Raw genomic sequence first — 16652 nt, 5'->3', positions numbered from 1 at the left:
TCTAAAATGGTGCAATAGGTAGGGGCGGGTTTGATCGGAAATTTTCATAGATTTCTAGGATTTATATAAACCCGCCCCGGAAACGTTGGCTTATATCACTGGGGGCGGGTTTATCTAGTTGACTTGTTCACTTGTAAAACCCGCCCCTACGGTGTCTTCCTAATGCACCATTTTAGATGAAACGGTCCACTACTAACAGCGTTAATGCGTAAGTCCTGTAATTAATAATGGATAATTTAGAGATATAGCAGAGCTGCTTTATTGCTGCTAAAAATTTTGCTATTTAATATACCACAGTAGGGCGCCCCTATGACTTCCCTAAATCCTCACTCTTAACTACTGCCTACTCGATACTAAAAATACTTTTAATTCTCTCAACTGTTCGCTGATTTTCTTCAGGAGTTCCGACTGTTATTCTTAATCCTCCACCAGTATGACGAATTAAAGTTCCCTGAGCTTTAAGTTGCTCCATTAAACTTTTTAAACTTTCATCTTGAGAATTTTTACCCATTAATTTTAATCCTTCATCTGTCAGTCGAACATATAAAAAATTAGCAGCACTTTCCCAAACCTGTAAAACAGGAATTTCCCTAAAGGCAGTCAATAATTTAGTTCTTTCTGTCAAAATCTCTGGGATAAAAGATAGAACATCTTGACTATTATTAATAACTAATTTAGCAGCAGTTTGAGAAAAACTTGGTAAGTTGTAAGGAAGACGAACTTTTTCTAAATTAATAATAACTTCTGGGTGAGCGATCGCATATCCTATTCTTAAAGAAGCTAGTCTAAATGCTTTAGAAAAGGTTCGCAAAATTACCCAATTTGGATGTTGATTTAATTCTTCAACGAGAGAAGTTTGACTAAACTCAAAATAAGCTTCATCTATTACTATTAAAATATCATCTGACAAACTTTTTAACCATGATAATTCTTCAGAAGTTAAAGCATTAGCAGTTGGAGAATTTGGGTGAACGACAAATACTACTCTGATGGCAGGATTTTTAGTTTCATTAATAGCATCTTGAGCAGCAGTAATATCTATTTCAAAATTGGCTTCTTTTCTGCCGACATTTATTACAGAAATTCCTAGAGTTTTAGCCAGAATAGAATACATTGAAAAAGTAGGATTTGCGGTTAAAATAGAACCCTGATTTTCCAAACAAGTAGCAATTAATAAGGAGCGAATTAATTCATCGGAACCATTACCAACGGAGATATTATTAGGAGAAATATTTGCGGAGGGATTTGCTTGATTTGTATATTTAGCTATTGCTTCTTTTAGTTCTAAATGACCTCCATCAGGATAACGGTTGGTTTCAATTAACTGTTGATAATTTTCAGCTAATTTTTGTTTTAAATTATCAGGCAAATCATAAGGAAATTCATTAGTATCTAATCTATCTAAAGGAATTTCTGAACTACCTCCGGGATGAGGAGTATAAGCTTTTAGGTTATTGAGGTCTGAACGAATAAAAGTGAACATAGGTTATTTCAGTTATTAGTTATCAGTAACTTCAGGTAAAAATCAAGGATTTATACACCTGAATATAGCAATTTTAATCCCCCTAAATCCCCCTTTGAAAGGGGGACTTTTGGTTGGCTCCCTCCTTTCAAAAGTAGGTAGGGCGGGAATATCAAACTGTGAAAAGTGAACATAGGTTATTTCAGTTATTAGTGAGGTACACCTACGCAAGCAAGATGCACGATTCTCGAAAAAATCGCACTGGGAAAATTCAATAAATTGTAAGATTGAATAATTTTTTCTTTTTAATTAGAGCATATCATTGATTATAAACTTCAGGCAATTATTCAGGAAATGAAAAATTTGTGAAACATTTTTTTTATTCTGAAATGTAACTAAAAAAGTTATAGTTTAAGTGCAATGTTACAGGGGATTCAACTTTCGTGAGGTACACCAGTCGCGGGCAAGATGCCCGCACTAGAGACATTTTTTTAATCATTTTCCTGGTAATTACAAATTGCTGTTGCATTGCTTGAGTAAGGATGTTGTAAATTTTCGAGTTCTGCATTTTTCTCAGATAAAACTTGATTGTTTATCCTGACTTCTGCAACTTCTCCTTCTAAATCTTTGAGTTGATATTTAATATCTTGAAATTTGCTGGATTGAGAATAAACTAGATTCTCAATTCTATTGACTCGATTTTCTAAATAAATTCTCTCATTTCTTTCTGATTCAATTACATTAATTAGAGAGCGAAGTAAATCTAAGTCTGCATTTTGTTTTAACATATATTATCTCCTAAGTAAAAAGTTATTGGCAAGATACTGAAATTTAGATAACCAGAAATAAAAGCATATTTTCAATGCTCGTATCAAAGTAATAAGACTAACTAACCATCTTGAATATCCTTGTTTAACTAATTTATTTCTCGCCTCTGTTAAATCTCCACGACTTTCTTCTTCAAGTTCTTCAACAAATAGCTTAGTTAGAAAATAAGATAATTTTAAATCCCAAGGTTTTGTTGAATTAAAAATTATCCGTTTCCAGAAAAATTTCCCTAACAATATTAGTGGCGGACCTACTAAAATTAAATACAAACATGACCAACCTACAATTCGCATAACTATACTGAAAAAATCACTCCCAGGACGGAAAATTGTGCAGTAAATAAAGAAGATTGAAAACAAAATAACTTTGCAGATATCTTGTGGATATTTTGACAAAGTTTGCCAAAGAAATCTTTCATTTTTATCTTTCCATGCTTGGTCAATTATTTTTTGTGATGGAGTTATTTTGGCAAATAGATTGGGGTTACGAAAACCATCAACTAGAAGAATTAAAATATAGTAGACATAGCACTTGAAATTTGCCATTACTACTCCTAAATTTTTCATTATTTTACTCCTCATCAAATTGGTTGCCATACTGCTAAATCATTCAAGAAATTTTGTTTTTCTTGAAGTACCTTCTTCCCTAAACCTGTAATCTGGTAATATCTGCGTCTTGCTCCACCACGTTCTTCAGGAGTTTCATCTCCCCAATGTGCTGCTAGAAAACCTTTTTTCTCCAACTTATGTAGGGTCGGATAAAGAGAACCAAATCCTAGTTCAATCCTCCCACCACTAGCTTCCTTGACAGCCTCAATAATTTCTAATCCATAACGTTTTTGGTATAGAACCGATGACAGTACCGCTTCTTCCTTGGGCGACAAATCGAAAAATCGCTCTTGGTTATGTTTGGCCATTATTTATTTTTTGATTAATTATCACTATACAAATATATATCTAAACCTTTGATATTTTCAAGCAAATTGATACTATATTCAATTTCAAAAAAATAATACTACACTTAAATGAAACTTCAATTATTAAGTAATAAAAGTTAGTCTAATAGATTTTTTGATAATTATGAGCTATTTAGCGTTAATTATTCTTATTTTATTTCTTCCGTACAGATGTTACATAGAGACTTTGTAGTGACTATTATACTAAATAAAGTGTAACAAACATTTATAAAATATATTCCAGAAACATGAAGTACAGATTCAGCAATTAAATTTCTCTAGGCATCTTGGTCGCGACGGGTGTTCCTCATCAAAATGGAATCCGCTGTAATAGCTACTTATTTAATAACTGAGGACTGAATACTTATCATTTGATTACCTCCTTTTTGAAATTCATAATCTACTTGTTTAATTTCTGCTTGATATCCTTTAGTTGATAATTTTGCAATTATTGGCATTACTAATGGGGATATTTCTCCAGACATTTTCAGCAGAGGAAAAATTCTTACTTCTTTAGCAACTCGACACATTTCCAAAATTGATTCTAGGTGAAATTCTACTGAAAATTGGTCGGAATATAAAAATAGGAAATGACTACATAAAGCCAAATCAAACTTGTTATCCTCAAAAGGTAAATTTGGTAATTCCGCAGTTAAATAACGTTTCTGTTGAACACCAGTGGAAAAGTCTTGTAGAAATTTTTCCATAGCTACTATTCTGACTTTTCCTAAATCTTCAGGTGACTGAAAATTTTGCCAAACAAAAGTATCATAATTTTCTTTTACTTCATCAACAATATATTGATAAACTTCCTGAATACGTCGATAAATTTCATCAGCAGTAAACTGATATATTGGGTCGCAAGAAATAATATTGTATCCTTGCAAAGTCATTTCATAATTAAAACTTGACGGTCCTCCAGCACAGTCGAGAATAGTTAAATTTTTCTCTGTTGAAGTTAGGTCAAACATAGAAATATATTCATCAATATTTCTGCCCCAAGGAACTACTTTTTCTAGTTTAATTGTCATAATTAAATTCCTAAAATTTTCCTTTTACACCCCTTGCCGTTTTTATGAGGTAGACCTATCGGGGGCTAGAATATTTTTGTCATTTAACTTGTACATTGTTTCTCCTAAATTTCCTTTCAGCAATTAATAATTACCCCTTCTTCAAAGAAGGGGATTGACTCAAAGAAAAATTTTTGATTTATCCCCTATCCAAAGCAGACATAAATTGTTGAATGAATAATTATTGACTATAAACTCTTAATTATTAATTATTAACTATTAATTATTAATTATTCGGTAATACCTCTGGTGACAAAACCTGATTTAACTTTCCACTGCGATATCCTTCCAAATCTAAAGTGACATAAATAAAGCCAAACTCTTGAAATTTTTCCACTAACTTAGGCAAGTCTGTGGTTAATACAAAATCTTTAATTTCTTCAGGCAAAATTTCAATTCGAGCAGTATCTTTTTCCGAACGAACTCGTAAATTTTTCCATCCTAAATTTCGTAAATATCTTTCTCCACGTCCGACTCTTTGTAACTTTTCCAAAGTAATTTCTTCCCCATAAGGAAAACGGGAACTTAAACAAGGTTGAGCTGGTTTATCCCACCAAGGTAAACCTAATTCTTTGGCAATTTGTCTAACTTCAAATTTAGTAATTTCTACTTCTGCTAAAGGCGATCTTGCACCCCTTTGTTTTGCTGCTTGAATACCCGGACGATAGTCTCGTAAATCATCAGCATTTACTCCATCTACTACATAAGAATAACCTCTTTTTAAAGCTAAAGGTTTGAGGGTGTCATGCAATTCACTTTTGCAAAAATAACAACGGTTTATGGGATTAGAAGTATAATTTGGATTTTCCATTTCATTAGTATTTACTTCTTCGTGGGAGATACCAATAATTGCTGCTTGGATGCGAGCATCTTCTAAGTCTTCTGGTAATAAAGAAGGAGAAACAGCAGTTACTGCTAATGCTTTTTTACCTAAAATATCATAAGCAATTTTGGCGACTAAAGTGCTATCTATTCCACCAGAGTAAGCAATTAATGCTTTATCCATTTCAGTGAATATATTTTTTAGTTGTTCTATTTTTTTCATTATTAATTATCCATGATTAATTATTAATTATAATGCTATCTGTCTATGTCACCGGAGTCAGCAATTAATGCTTTATCCATTTGAGTGAATATATGTTTTAGTTGTTCTAATTTTTTCATCAAGATTATTTTGATTTTTATTTACTACTTTTTAGTGCTTATTTTTCTAATAAATGATTTTGAAAAAAGCTCTAGGGGTTTGGTTTACTGGTCTGATTTTGGCTAGGGTTTGGAGACCAAACCCCTACCATTAAATTATGACAACCTATTTAATATAATTGTTATATACCAAACGTGATAGATAAGAAAATATTTGGTTAGGATGGCAGTAAGATGCTAACAGAAATAATGGCAATTAACTACTAGGAAAATATCTAAGTTTTTATCTAATGAATATTACTAACTAATCTTCTTCCTTATTCCTTATTTTTTCTTCCTTTTCAGTGAATATATTTCTTAGTTATTCTAATTTTTTCATTATTAATTATCAATTATTGATAGTGCTATTTATGGCACCGGAGTCAGTAATTAATACTTTATCCATTTCAATGAATATATTTCTTAGTTATTCTAATTTTTTCATCAAGATTATTTTTGTCTTTATTTACTATTTTTTAGTTTTTACTCCCCTAATAAATGATTCAGGACTTATGCAAAAGCAATATATCCCAAAAAAGATTTTTGTTGGGTTTCGTTCCTCAACCCAACCTACATCTAATGTTAGAGAAGTTGAATGTAATTTTCCTACTCCTTCCTTCCTTTTTTCCTCCTCCTTCTTCCTTCTTCCCTCTTTCTTTTTCCTTCTAAATAAAGAAATACTTGGTTAGGATGAGAGCAAGATGATCCCACTATTTTTCTCACATAAATAATGGGAATTTACTACCACCAAAAATCTCTAAGTTATTACCTAATAAATATTACTAAGCTAATCTTCTTACTACTCCCTAATTTCAAAATTCTCTTCTAGAAAAGACAGTAATAGTAATAGATAAAACCAAAATTATATAGACCAAAGCATAACCAAAATTAGTGAATAAAGTAACAATATCTGGCAGTAAACCATAGACTGCATCATTCTTTAAATCTAATCTACTTAAATCTGGCAATACCACATATAATCCCATCATTAACTTTTCAATTCCAGGGTTATCAGTTAAATCACCCAACTTCACCAAATCTCTACTTAAATTTCCCATTAAATAGATACTAAATGTTAATAATGTTGCTAATAAAGAACTGGTAAAAACACCAAATAAAATTGCTACTGCCGTTAGTAACGACAATTGAATAAATATAAAAATTACAGTTACTAAAATACTGCCTATAGGGTAATAAATTCCATTTAGACTCAGAATTAATCCATAAATTATAGTCATCGCTGCTAATAAAACACCCAAAACTGCCGATAAACCAATATGTTTACCAACAATTAATTCCGAACGACTCAAAGGTTTAGCAACCAGAAGATAAACAGTACGTTTTTCAATTTCTTTATTTACTAAACCAGTACCAATAAAAACTGTCACAATTAAACCTAAAATACTAATAGCTGCTAACCCAAAATCTAAAATTATTTTATCCTGTGTACCTACAGATAATTCTGGAATTAACCTGACAGCAACTACCATTAATAAAGCAAAAAAGCCAATTAAATAAAAGATGCGATCGCGAATTACTTCCCAAAATACATTCTGAGAAATTGTGATAATTCTCCCTGGATTCATAAAATATTTTCTAACCTCCTATTTAAACTTTATAAGCTTTTAGTAACCAACCATCAAGTTTTAAATTTTCTCTATACTCTTTTGTTCACTTTCTTGTTTAAAATCATTTTTTTTGACAGCACTACATTCAACCTTACCAACTAGAATTGGTGCTGTAGAACCAGAATTTCTGCGGGTAACTTTTTCTCCTATTTTACAACTTCTACTCAGATAATAACTTTCATTTTTTGCTGTAAATCCTTGCCAAAATAATTGTAAATCCAACTCATATCCAGACTGTTTAGAAAGTATTCCTGTTTTTAACTCCCATAAATCATTTTCTTTAACAGATATTTCCTTAGCCACTTCATCTTTAAGACTCTCTAACCTCAACTTCATTTTAGGTACTGACAATCCCAATCTTTGAGTGCCTAAATCATTGTTTAATCTTTCTTCCATCAAGTTAAGAATTTTCGTGCCTCCATTATCATTTATTGAAGGGGTTTTTAATCTATAAACAAAGGTACTTCCACTTAAATCATCTGCTCCCATTGTTGGATATTGTTGCACTATATCCTGAATCAAGAAATACAATCCTAACCAACAACTAATCAAACAATTCACTAAAATTAAGGTGACAAAACTTGGTTTTGATAATTGAGAAGTTTTAGCTGTTGTTGTGGCTTCAGAAGAACTTAATACTAGGATTATTGCTGCTATAGAGACAGAAATTATCGGCCAACTAACAACAGCTATGTACTTAGTATTGTTTGCCAAATTTTGATATAAAAGAAAGGAAATTAATCCTCCTGTCACCCAAGGAGACAAACTTATTTCCTTGAAAATAAATGGTTTTTGATTAGTCCGCCATCCCATAGCAATTGTTAAAGATAGCCAAGCTAAACTAGAAATAAAATTAATTTCTTCTTTCTTGTTACTATCAACTTCACCAATAATTGTTGACAATAACCATAAAACTATCGTCAATAATAAAAATGTCTGCCAATGCCAAAACTTAGGGGGTAAAATTAAATTGAGAGCATCCTTGAAAAAAACAATAATACCCCCGAACAAATCAGTTACACTTTTCCAAATTGCTTTCATGTTAGTTCAAACCTCTGCAACAATAAAATAAACCATATTGCTAAATAGCTACAAATATGAGCCATTGTAATTACCATAAACTTTGGTGTCATTATTTCTCTCAAAGGTTGAGATAAACTAATACTAATTCTATTATTTTGAGGTTTTCCATTCCATAAATACTCACACAAATTAAAACCTACTAACTTGAGAATTAGAGAAGTTAAAAAAATCACAAATATCGCAAGTATAAACAGATGATAAATATTTTCAATCTTACCAAATAAAATATAAGCCACTATTTGTTCTTCTAACTTATTTGGTAGGATACTTACACCATAGAAAAAGAAAATCCATCCTACACAAGTAGAAATTAAATTTATTACAGTCGCATATTGAATGCTAACTTTGGGAATGAAGTTAAGTCGGAGTTGAAAAAAATATGATTCGATGGCAATTACCATCAATAATATTAAAAATTCAGAAACAATCGCCCTTAAAGGTAAAATGATTAAATTCATAGTTAATTATCAAAAAAATAAGGAACTAAAATTTTTTTCAGTTGTAGCACAAGCATCTTGCTTGTCATAGCTGTATATCCTAATGGAATTATGTAATTTTAAATATCTTTTATAATGAATTTTACTTATGAATATTCTTATCTTTTCTATCTCCTCCATCTGTCTATCAATTTCCAGTACCAAATATCAAGGTATTTCATATTATTATATAACCATTCAGCTATTGGCTGTCAGCTAACAGCAATAAAAACCTCAATTTTCAGGAGGAGATTCAAACAAATATAAACTTGAAAAATGAATTTTGTAATCAGATAAAATTTCTGATTTATCGGGAACCGTATCATAAAGCTTTTATCAAAAACTAAAAGCAATAGCTGACCGCTGAATGCTTACTAATAATTATCATACTATTGATTTATTGATTAGCATTTCATATTATAAATAATTTAGTCATCTAAAAGATGACTTAAGCTATTAGTCAAGGATTAAAATCCTTGGCAACCTTGACTGGCTTTGTCATCCGCCCAGAAATAAATTTCTGAGCTGCATAGCAAAAGTCATCTAAAGATAACAGGACTTAGGCAGCAACCCTAGATATGATGCTTAAAACTCTGGCACAATCGTTTTTTAACTCTATATATAGTACCTTTGCATAATTCCTGGATAACTAAAAATAGCCGATTTATTATGACTAATTAGGCTAATTAATCATAACTTACACAGTTACCCTAGATATGGTGCTAAAAACTATTGTGCAATAGTTTTTTAACTCTATATATAGTATCTTTGCGTAATTCCTGTTAATAATACTTGATATAACAGGGCTTACACAGAACTACTATATCTAGTAAGGGTTAACACTCATTAACCCCTACAAATGGTACCTACAAATGGTATATAATTGTATATCTTGCATAAGTCCTGACTAAATTAGATAACCAAAATTAAAAATCACAAAATCTAAATAACTACCTATGAGAAGAAACGGCATTGGTATACGCACCGCACAACTTATGTCAGAAAGAATTGTCGGGCAAATTCATGTCTACGATGGAGCAAGTAAAGGTAAGTCCCAAGCTGCATTAGGAGTAGTCTTACGTTCCATTGGTCTTGGTATACATTCTGACTCTCCCACCAGAGTATTATTACTTAGATTCCTCAAAGGCCCTGGTCGCTCCTATGACGAAGATGCAGCCATAGAAGCATTACAAAAAGGTTTCCCTCATCTCATAGACCAAGTACGGACAGGTCGTTCTGAATATTTTGGCCCCGATAAAATCATTAAATTTGACCATCAAGAAGCCCAACGTGGTTGGGATGTGGCCAAAGGAGCGATCGCTTCGGACTTATACTCTGTAGTTGTACTGGATGAAATAAACCCAGTATTGGATTTAGGTTTACTACCATTGGATGAAGTAATTTATACTATTAAAAATAAACCAGAACAATTAGAAATTATTGCTACAGGTCGTGCTGCTCCCCAGGGTTTGTTGGACATCGCTGACTTACATTCAGAAATGAAGCCTCACCAACATTCCAAAGCTAGAGGTGCTGGAATAACGGGGATTGAAATTTATACTGGTGCGGGGAAGGGTAAGTCTACCAGTGCTTTAGGAAAAGCATTACAGGCGATTGGTAGGGGTATTAGTCAAGACCAGTCCCATAGAGTTTTAATTATACAATGGCTGAAAGGAGGTATGGGTTATACGGAAGATGCAGCGATCGCTGCTTTGCGCCAGAGTTATCCTAATTTGGTGGATCATCAACGTTGTGGTGGGGATGCTATTGTTTGGCGTGGGCAACAAAAGGAGATAGATTTTGTGGAGGCAGAAAGAGGTTGGGAAATAGCTAGAGCTGCGATTGCTTCTGGTTTATATAAGACTATTATTTTAGATGAGCTTAATCCTACTGTAGATTTGGAATTATTGTCAGTAGAGCCTATTGTTGAAGCGTTATTAAGGAAGCCAAAAGATACGGAAATTATTATTACTGGTCGTTGTTTGAATCCACCTGATTATTTTGATTTGGCTAGCGTTCATTCAGAGGTTTTCTGTCATAAACATTATGCTAATCATGGGGTGGAATTAAAACGTGGTGTTGATTTTTAAATTGAAGAAGGTGCTGAAGCAAAAATTTTCACATTTTATAAAGCACCTCCAAAAAAAAAGAATGAGAATAAGCTTGCATTTAGCAATTATTTCTGGTAGAGTAATTATATATTGGGGTTAACTCGCCCATTAGCATGACTTTTTATTCAACTTAGTTTGCCGAAGTTAAGAGGATAAATCATTGATTAATTTTTTTTCGCAATATATTACAAACAAATCTCAATTGTATTAAGATTCTATAATGTGCTTCCTAATGAATGGTTAAATTTAGGTAGAAATTAGGAATATTTAGGGTAAAAATCTTTATTGTTAAAGCACTCTGTAGGGACGTTACATGCAACGTCCCTACAGATTCAGGATTTAGGGAAGTTACAGAGAAAGTTATTGAAAAAGATAGTTCCTTGTTAAACTAAAATGCTCTATTTTTTAACCTGAATAGTTGACACCTAAATGCTTAGTTTTTTGTTCTCTAACAGCATCGAAAAAATTACTATCTTCAATAGACATCTCCAAAAATAAAAAGTAAAATCAATTATTATCTATAAATTATCAATTCTTCTTCCCAGTTAAGAGTTAAGTGTTCCCTGTCCCCTCTTTTCTGGAAATGTCTAATAATTACTTCATCAAAAATAGCATTAGTTAAATCTGCATTCTCAAAAGATGTTTTTGATAATTTTTATCATTCTCAAACAACTTAAAAAAACAAAATTACAGCAACTATAAAAATTACTCCCGAACCTAAAAATAATAATAATCCTTTAACTTGATTTCCTAATAAAAAATAGATCATACCACTCCAATTAATAACAACAACAACCCCCACCAAAAATGATATGATAGTAGAAATTTAATAGTATTTTGTTAGAAAATTGAGTCAATGATTGCCAAACCGCAAATTCAACCAATGAACCCCCAAGAATATCTTGAATGGGAAAAACAACAACCCATCAAATACGAATATGTTCACGGGAAAATCTATGCCATGACTGGAGGAAGTCTTGGACATAACTCAATTGCATTAAACTTAGCTTCTGCACTGAAAAATCACCTCCGTGGTAAAGGATGTAAAGTATTTATGGCAGATGCCAAAGTAGGAATTTCTGAAAAAGGTCCTTTTTATTATCCTGATGTCATGGTTACTTGTGACGATCGCGATCTAAATGCTAGGCAAATAGTCTATCATCCTTATTTGATTATAGAGGTATTGTCTCCGGGTACAGCAAATTTTGACCAAGGCAGAAAATTTAGAAATTATCGTCAAATTAATACTTTAAAAGAATATGTTTTAATTGAAACGGAAACTATGAATGTAGATAGTTATCGACTTAATGAAAAAGGAAAATGGGAACTTACGAGTTACTCAATAGAAGAATCTAATTACAATCAAATAGACCAAGAAGTTTATTTTACCAGTGTTGATTTTCACTGTTTACTTTCCTTGATTTATGAAGATGTAGTTTTTCTTGAATAAAATTAAAATTTACAAGTATGTCCGCAGTGATGGTAACTCCGTGGAAGGAATCAATCTCAAGGGTTTTTACTACTTTAATATTTCCATGACTTACGCAGACGAACCCAGAAACCCGGTACGAACCTAGATTATTACTGTTCAAAACAACGATTTCTCCTATAAAGGGGGTTCCTCCCGTATAAGTCCTGATTTCATTAAATAGTGATGTTTATTCGTACCTATCTACTTAAATAATATAGAAAAATCAATAATAAATGTTTCTTGAACCGCCAGAAAAAAGATTAGAATTATCACCAAATAACGTTCATATTTGGAGGGCAAATCTAAAATTATCCCCTTCTCAAATTGAGAAATTATTAACAATATTATCTTCAGACGAAATAGAAAGAGCCAACAAATTTCATTTTGCCAGAGACAAAAATCGCTTTATTATTGCTAGAGCAAAACTCAGAAAAATTATCAGCCATTACTTAAATATTGAACCCCAAAAACTACAATTTAGTTATAGCGATCGCGGCAAACCATACTTAAAAAATACATCAATATTATTTAATTTATCTCACTCTCAAGATTTAGCTTTATATGGCATTACCAAAGTTAATTTAATTGGTATTGACTTAGAATATATTCGCCCAATGAATGATGCAGAAAATTTAGCAAAACGTTTTTTTTCTGCCCAAGAATACAACTTTATTAGTGAACTTCCGTCTGAAAAAAAACAAGAAACATTCTTCAAATTATGGACTTGTAAAGAAGCTTATTTAAAAGCAACTGGAGATGGGTTAGCAGGTGGTTTAGAAAAAGTAGAAATTAGTTTAAATTATGAAAAAAAAGTAGAGTTTTTTTGTATCAATGGAAATATTCAGGAAGCTTCTAATTGGTATTTATATCAATTTATTCCTCAAGATAATTATATAGCTGCTGTAGTAGTAGCAGGGAAAAATCAAAACTTGAGTTTTTGGCAAATATAGAAAGAATGAAGAAGGCAGAAAAACCTTAAATAAGGGAATTATTCCTCCTACTTTCTCTGTCTCCTTATCCTCCCTAAAGTCTACTTTTAGAATTGCATAAATGAAATGTGGGATGATTTTAATAGTTTTGTGGAACAAGCAAGATGGCTGTTTCTGTTCCTTATATTTTCGGACGGGCAGGATGCCCATCCCACTTATATTTATCCTTTGATTTAACAACACCCTGCTTTTTTCACTAAAATCTAATTAACTGCATATTCTGTAAATTGTCTCTTAAAAAGAGAATGAAAACTAATAACAATATCATGTTTTGGCACTCCTAAATTCACTAATTCTTCAGCAATATCTATTTCTGTTGTGTTGTGTTGAATCCAGGTTTTTCCATTTTTGATATCTAAATGTAAGGTACATCCATAAACCCGAACTTTATTTTGCCAACCTATATTTACAATTTGATAGTGATGATTTTTGGTATCACAAACAAATTTTCCTTCTATGTCTTTATTAAGAGATTTATAGCTAGCATATTCTTGCAAAATTTGTTGAATTAAATTACTATATTTGTCTACATTATCCATTGTTGAATTACCTCCAATGTTGGTTCATAAATCACAAATTTTAGCTGTTGTTATTGGGTGGTTTTATTAATTAATTTCCGTCTAAAAAATACTTGATAAGTTTCAGATGGAATTACTAGGTATAGCTGACGTTCAGGTTCAAATTCATTTAAAACAAATCTATAATTGATAAATTGACATAATGCTAGGTGAAATTATGAAATTGTAGAACTCCCTAAAAAACTTTTGATTTCTACTGCAATTTTTTCATTATTTCGTTCTGCTGCTAAAAGTTTTTCTGCACCCAAATCAATATAAACTTCTATATCTATTAAATCAATATGAAGTGAGTCATGGGTAATACGCTAGCCATCTTTTTCTAAAGCGTGTCGTACTGAATTATGAAAAGCATCTCGAACTGGCATTGGTTTATTCCTTTTCAACCATAAATTGTATAAACTTAATTTTTATCTGACTGAAAAAAGTTTTTGAGATAGGAAAAACCATAAGATTGATTTCGGAATATCAAAAGTCTCTGTTGAAGCTTCCGAAATAAGACGGTTAATCAATTAAACAGCACACTAATAATTATTTCAAATTCCACCCACAAAAGAATAGGAATTAAGAATATTTTGAGGGTCAAATTTTTGTTTAATTCGCCGCATTATCTCCAGACCATTTTGATTATAACCCCAAACATCAAGTTTTTGTTTCATCTCTAATGGCGCTACTAAAACTGTCAGAAATCCACCTGTGGATTCACACCACTGCCGTAATTCTAGAATAGTTTCAATAGTAACATAATTAAAACGTAATTCTCCTAAACCACTACCTCCATGAATTAATCCTAAACCATTTTCTAGAACTGGTTGCTCTAAAGTTTCTACAACTTTATTCGGCATTACTCCTATCTTACAAATTATTTCTTTGTTCTCCTGAGATTGCCAAATTTTCTGTTTTAATTTATTCCATAATTCTGCTTCATTACCATCGTAACGAATAGAATTTAAACCTAAACTATTTCCAACTTCTAATAATTTACTTGCTTGTTCTTCAACACTGTCTATTATAGTTTGAAATCTTACTATTAATCCCACACCTTTACCCAAGCCTAATTCTTTAACTAAATTAACTGAAACTAAATCAATAGCAACAGGAGTTAATGCAGAAGATAATAAAGTTTTAGTCGCTTGAGCAATGTTATTTTTTTCACCCACTAAAACCACAGTTCCCGATGCTTCTTGTATGGGATAAACCCTAAAAGTAACCTGACTAATAATACCTAATGTGCCATAAGAACCTGTAAATAATTTCATTAAGTCGTAACCGGCAACATTTTTAACTACCCGTCCTCCTGCTTTAGCAACTTTTCCATCTGAACGCACAAAACTAATACCCAATAACATATCTCGCACACCCCGATAGCGTTGCCGTAGGGAACCAGTGTCCGCAGTAGCAACAATACCCCCAATAGTTGCAGCTTCCGGGTAAGCAGGATCGATAGGCAGAAATTGACCTGTTTTTGCCAAAGTTGCTTGTAAGTCTGTATATTTCATCCCCGGTTCCACAGTAACAGTTAAGTCACCAACAGCGTGTTCGATGAGACCGTTGAGGCGATCGCAACTGACAACTATTATTCCCTCGTCGTGAGTAGTTGGATCGACTTTGAGTAAACCTCCCCAATGAAGTTTACTACCGCTACCGCAAGGTAATATCACCCAATTATTTTTGGCGCAGCAAGCAACGACATCAGATAGTTGAGTTTGAGTTTCTGGATAAATGATGCAGTTAATGGTGTTATTAGGAGCGATCGCCTGTGATATTTGTTGTTTTTTAATGGGGTCAATATTTTCCCATAAACTAATATTTTCTTTGGCAAGAATAGCTGCTAATTCTTGTATATTAAATTTATTTTTTTGTAAAATCATTGTGATTAAATTAATCTTTTTGACTGTTAGGGAATTATTTTAATTCCCATTTATTTTTATAGCATATTTGTTGAGTTTATTTGCATAAAAATTATTAATGTACTTCCCAACATAAAACCCTCTTTTTCTGCTAAATTGACATTTTAAGAATTTTATGATTAGAATGATTTGTGTGTAGTGTATTCTTATTAAATAAAGAAAACAAAAATATGCTGACTGAACTACAAACTAGAAAGTGGACTCGCTTGTTTCAAGTCTATGATGCTAATGGAAATGGTGTAGTAGAAAAAGACGATTTTGAAGCAATATTCCAGAATCTTGCTCAAATGCGTAATTTATCTCAAGGAACGCCACAATACGAGGAACTTCATGCAAAGTTTATGGAGGACTGGGAATATTTACGAAAAGATGCGGATAAAAACAATGATGGTAAAGTTGAGCTAGCAGAATGGCTCGAACATGGCGAGCATCGCATAAATAGTCCAGATATGTACCAAACGAATATTGACCTCGCGAATCAGATTTTCGAGTTATTGGATCTAAATGGAGATGGAATTATTAGTTTGGAAGAATACAAAACTATTTTTCGGAGCTGGCGCCTTCCTGAAGAATTAGCTGTGGAAATTTTTCCCAAGTTAGACTTAAACGGTGACGGTGGTATAACTAAAGACGAATTAGTGGAATTAGTGCAACAATTTCATGGGAGTGATGACCCCGATGCTCCCGGAAACCTCTTTTTTGGTCCTTATTAATTTGAGGAATTAATCCTATTAATATTCCCCTATTAAGTAATCCCAAATAGGGGAATTATTCTATAGTTAATCTCCATAAATACTAGATATAAAACTGAATAAAAATAAGATTATGGAAGCTAGAATTTTAACTAATGAACAAGAGATCATTGAAGCCCAAAAACTAGCTTATGAAGTTCTAGTTAAAGAACAAAAATGG

At 32.1% G+C, this 16652-nt stretch carries 15 protein-coding genes and 1 pseudogene; 4 read left to right on the top strand and 12 right to left on the bottom strand.

All coding sequences use genetic code 11. The annotated features are described in order from the left end of the window. Nucleotides 1-343 precede the first annotated feature (343 nt). The 9 genes from VKJ25_RS12595 to fraC all read right to left on the bottom strand — a co-directional run bounded on the left by VKJ25_RS12595 (nucleotide 344) and on the right by fraC (nucleotide 8666). On the bottom strand, nucleotides 344-1483 hold the full coding sequence (locus tag VKJ25_RS12595) for a histidinol-phosphate transaminase (RefSeq protein WP_324236978.1): 1140 nt from the start codon (nucleotides 1481-1483) through the stop codon (nucleotides 344-346). Nucleotides 1484-1953: 470 nt separating this feature from the next. Then, nucleotides 1954-2250 (bottom strand): hypothetical protein, encoded by a 297-nt coding sequence (locus tag VKJ25_RS12590; RefSeq protein WP_324236977.1) that lies wholly within the window; start codon nucleotides 2248-2250, stop codon nucleotides 1954-1956. Between the two features lie 3 nt (nucleotides 2251-2253). Then, a complete protein-coding gene (locus VKJ25_RS12585; protein ID WP_324236976.1) occupies nucleotides 2254-2856 on the bottom strand; it encodes a hypothetical protein in 603 nt (200 codons plus the stop codon). A gap of 14 nt (nucleotides 2857-2870) precedes the next feature. Next, nucleotides 2871-3206, bottom strand: a complete 336-nt coding sequence (locus VKJ25_RS12580; protein ID WP_324236975.1) for a PadR family transcriptional regulator — start codon at nucleotides 3204-3206, stop codon at nucleotides 2871-2873. Between the two features lie 377 nt (nucleotides 3207-3583). Continuing rightward, on the bottom strand, nucleotides 3584-4276 hold the full coding sequence (locus VKJ25_RS12575; RefSeq protein WP_324236974.1) for an SAM-dependent methyltransferase: 693 nt from the start codon (nucleotides 4274-4276) through the stop codon (nucleotides 3584-3586). A 265-nt stretch (nucleotides 4277-4541) separates the two neighbouring features. Then, nucleotides 4542-5360 carry an ATP-dependent sacrificial sulfur transferase LarE gene (larE, locus tag VKJ25_RS12570; protein ID WP_324236973.1) on the bottom strand — a complete coding sequence of 273 codons (819 nt, stop codon included), beginning with the start codon at nucleotides 5358-5360 and terminating at the stop codon, nucleotides 4542-4544. Between the two features lie 949 nt (nucleotides 5361-6309). Beyond that, nucleotides 6310-7083 (bottom strand): ABC transporter permease, encoded by a 774-nt coding sequence (locus VKJ25_RS12565; protein WP_324236972.1) that lies wholly within the window; start codon nucleotides 7081-7083, stop codon nucleotides 6310-6312. A gap of 60 nt (nucleotides 7084-7143) precedes the next feature. After that, nucleotides 7144-8166, bottom strand: coding sequence for a DUF5357 family protein (locus VKJ25_RS12560; protein ID WP_324236971.1), 1023 nt, complete (start codon nucleotides 8164-8166; stop codon nucleotides 7144-7146). Continuing rightward, a complete protein-coding gene (fraC, locus tag VKJ25_RS12555; protein WP_324236970.1) occupies nucleotides 8163-8666 on the bottom strand; it encodes a filament integrity protein FraC in 504 nt (167 codons plus the stop codon). The genes VKJ25_RS12560 and fraC overlap by 4 nt, the downstream gene beginning before the upstream one ends. A 974-nt stretch (nucleotides 8667-9640) precedes the next feature. Here fraC and VKJ25_RS12550 point away from each other — a divergent pair. The 3 genes from VKJ25_RS12550 (at nucleotide 9641) to VKJ25_RS12540 (ending at nucleotide 13216) form a co-directional block, all read left to right on the top strand. Then, the gene (locus tag VKJ25_RS12550) at nucleotides 9641-10774 is read left to right on the top strand and encodes a cob(I)yrinic acid a,c-diamide adenosyltransferase (protein ID WP_324236969.1); all 1134 of its coding nucleotides are present in this window, start codon (nucleotides 9641-9643) and stop codon (nucleotides 10772-10774) included. Nucleotides 10775-11651: 877 nt separating this feature from the next. Further along, complete coding sequence (locus tag VKJ25_RS12545; RefSeq protein ID WP_324236968.1) at nucleotides 11652-12245, top strand: Uma2 family endonuclease; 594 nt, start codon at nucleotides 11652-11654, stop codon at nucleotides 12243-12245. 254 nt (nucleotides 12246-12499) lie between these two features. Beyond that, nucleotides 12500-13216, top strand: a complete 717-nt coding sequence (locus tag VKJ25_RS12540; RefSeq protein ID WP_324236967.1) for a 4'-phosphopantetheinyl transferase family protein — start codon at nucleotides 12500-12502, stop codon at nucleotides 13214-13216. 242 nt (nucleotides 13217-13458) lie between these two features. Here VKJ25_RS12540 and VKJ25_RS12535 read toward each other — a convergent pair whose 3' ends face one another. From VKJ25_RS12535 to VKJ25_RS12525, 3 genes and pseudogenes are all read right to left on the bottom strand, one after another. After that, on the bottom strand, nucleotides 13459-13794 hold the full coding sequence (locus tag VKJ25_RS12535) for a XisI protein (protein ID WP_324236966.1): 336 nt from the start codon (nucleotides 13792-13794) through the stop codon (nucleotides 13459-13461). Nucleotides 13795-13844: 50 nt separating this feature from the next. Next, a pseudogene (locus tag VKJ25_RS12530) lies at nucleotides 13845-14135 on the bottom strand (element excision factor XisH family protein). Between the two features lie 231 nt (nucleotides 14136-14366). Beyond that, complete coding sequence (locus tag VKJ25_RS12525; RefSeq protein ID WP_324236965.1) at nucleotides 14367-15701, bottom strand: FAD-binding oxidoreductase; 1335 nt, start codon at nucleotides 15699-15701, stop codon at nucleotides 14367-14369. A gap of 209 nt (nucleotides 15702-15910) precedes the next feature. Here VKJ25_RS12525 and VKJ25_RS12520 point away from each other — a divergent pair, with 209 nt between their 5' ends. Continuing rightward, nucleotides 15911-16453 (top strand): EF-hand domain-containing protein, encoded by a 543-nt coding sequence (locus VKJ25_RS12520; protein WP_324236964.1) that lies wholly within the window; start codon nucleotides 15911-15913, stop codon nucleotides 16451-16453. The last annotated feature ends 199 nt before the right edge of the window (nucleotides 16454-16652 follow it).

Origin of the sequence: Okeania sp. (assembly GCF_035285525.1) — a bacterium.
In the GTDB taxonomy this organism is placed as follows: Bacteria; Cyanobacteriota; Cyanobacteriia; order Cyanobacteriales; family Microcoleaceae; genus Trichodesmium.
Note: the sequence above shows the minus strand (reverse complement) of the source record. Positions and strands in the feature narration are given on the sequence as shown.

Bases quoted from the DNA above. Each gene is read 5' to 3' on its own strand.
- VKJ25_RS12595 (WP_324236978.1), bottom strand. From the start codon at position 1,483: ATGTTCACTTTTATTCGTTCAGACCTCAATAACCTAAAAGCTTATACT.
- VKJ25_RS12590 (WP_324236977.1), bottom strand. From the start codon at position 2,250: ATGTTAAAACAAAATGCAGACTTAGATTTACTTCGCTCTCTAATTAAT.
- VKJ25_RS12585 (WP_324236976.1), bottom strand. From the start codon at position 2,856: ATGAAAAATTTAGGAGTAGTAATGGCAAATTTCAAGTGCTATGTCTAC.
- VKJ25_RS12580 (WP_324236975.1), bottom strand. From the start codon at position 3,206: ATGGCCAAACATAACCAAGAGCGATTTTTCGATTTGTCGCCCAAGGAA.
- VKJ25_RS12575 (WP_324236974.1), bottom strand. From the start codon at position 4,276: ATGACAATTAAACTAGAAAAAGTAGTTCCTTGGGGCAGAAATATTGAT.
- larE (WP_324236973.1), bottom strand. From the start codon at position 5,360: ATGAAAAAAATAGAACAACTAAAAAATATATTCACTGAAATGGATAAA.
- VKJ25_RS12565 (WP_324236972.1), bottom strand. From the start codon at position 7,083: ATGAATCCAGGGAGAATTATCACAATTTCTCAGAATGTATTTTGGGAA.
- VKJ25_RS12560 (WP_324236971.1), bottom strand. From the start codon at position 8,166: ATGAAAGCAATTTGGAAAAGTGTAACTGATTTGTTCGGGGGTATTATT.
- fraC (WP_324236970.1), bottom strand. From the start codon at position 8,666: ATGAATTTAATCATTTTACCTTTAAGGGCGATTGTTTCTGAATTTTTA.
- VKJ25_RS12550 (WP_324236969.1), top strand. From the start codon at position 9,641: ATGAGAAGAAACGGCATTGGTATACGCACCGCACAACTTATGTCAGAA.
- VKJ25_RS12545 (WP_324236968.1), top strand. From the start codon at position 11,652: ATGATTGCCAAACCGCAAATTCAACCAATGAACCCCCAAGAATATCTT.
- VKJ25_RS12540 (WP_324236967.1), top strand. From the start codon at position 12,500: ATGTTTCTTGAACCGCCAGAAAAAAGATTAGAATTATCACCAAATAAC.
- VKJ25_RS12535 (WP_324236966.1), bottom strand. From the start codon at position 13,794: ATGGATAATGTAGACAAATATAGTAATTTAATTCAACAAATTTTGCAA.
- VKJ25_RS12525 (WP_324236965.1), bottom strand. From the start codon at position 15,701: ATGATTTTACAAAAAAATAAATTTAATATACAAGAATTAGCAGCTATT.
- VKJ25_RS12520 (WP_324236964.1), top strand. From the start codon at position 15,911: ATGCTGACTGAACTACAAACTAGAAAGTGGACTCGCTTGTTTCAAGTC.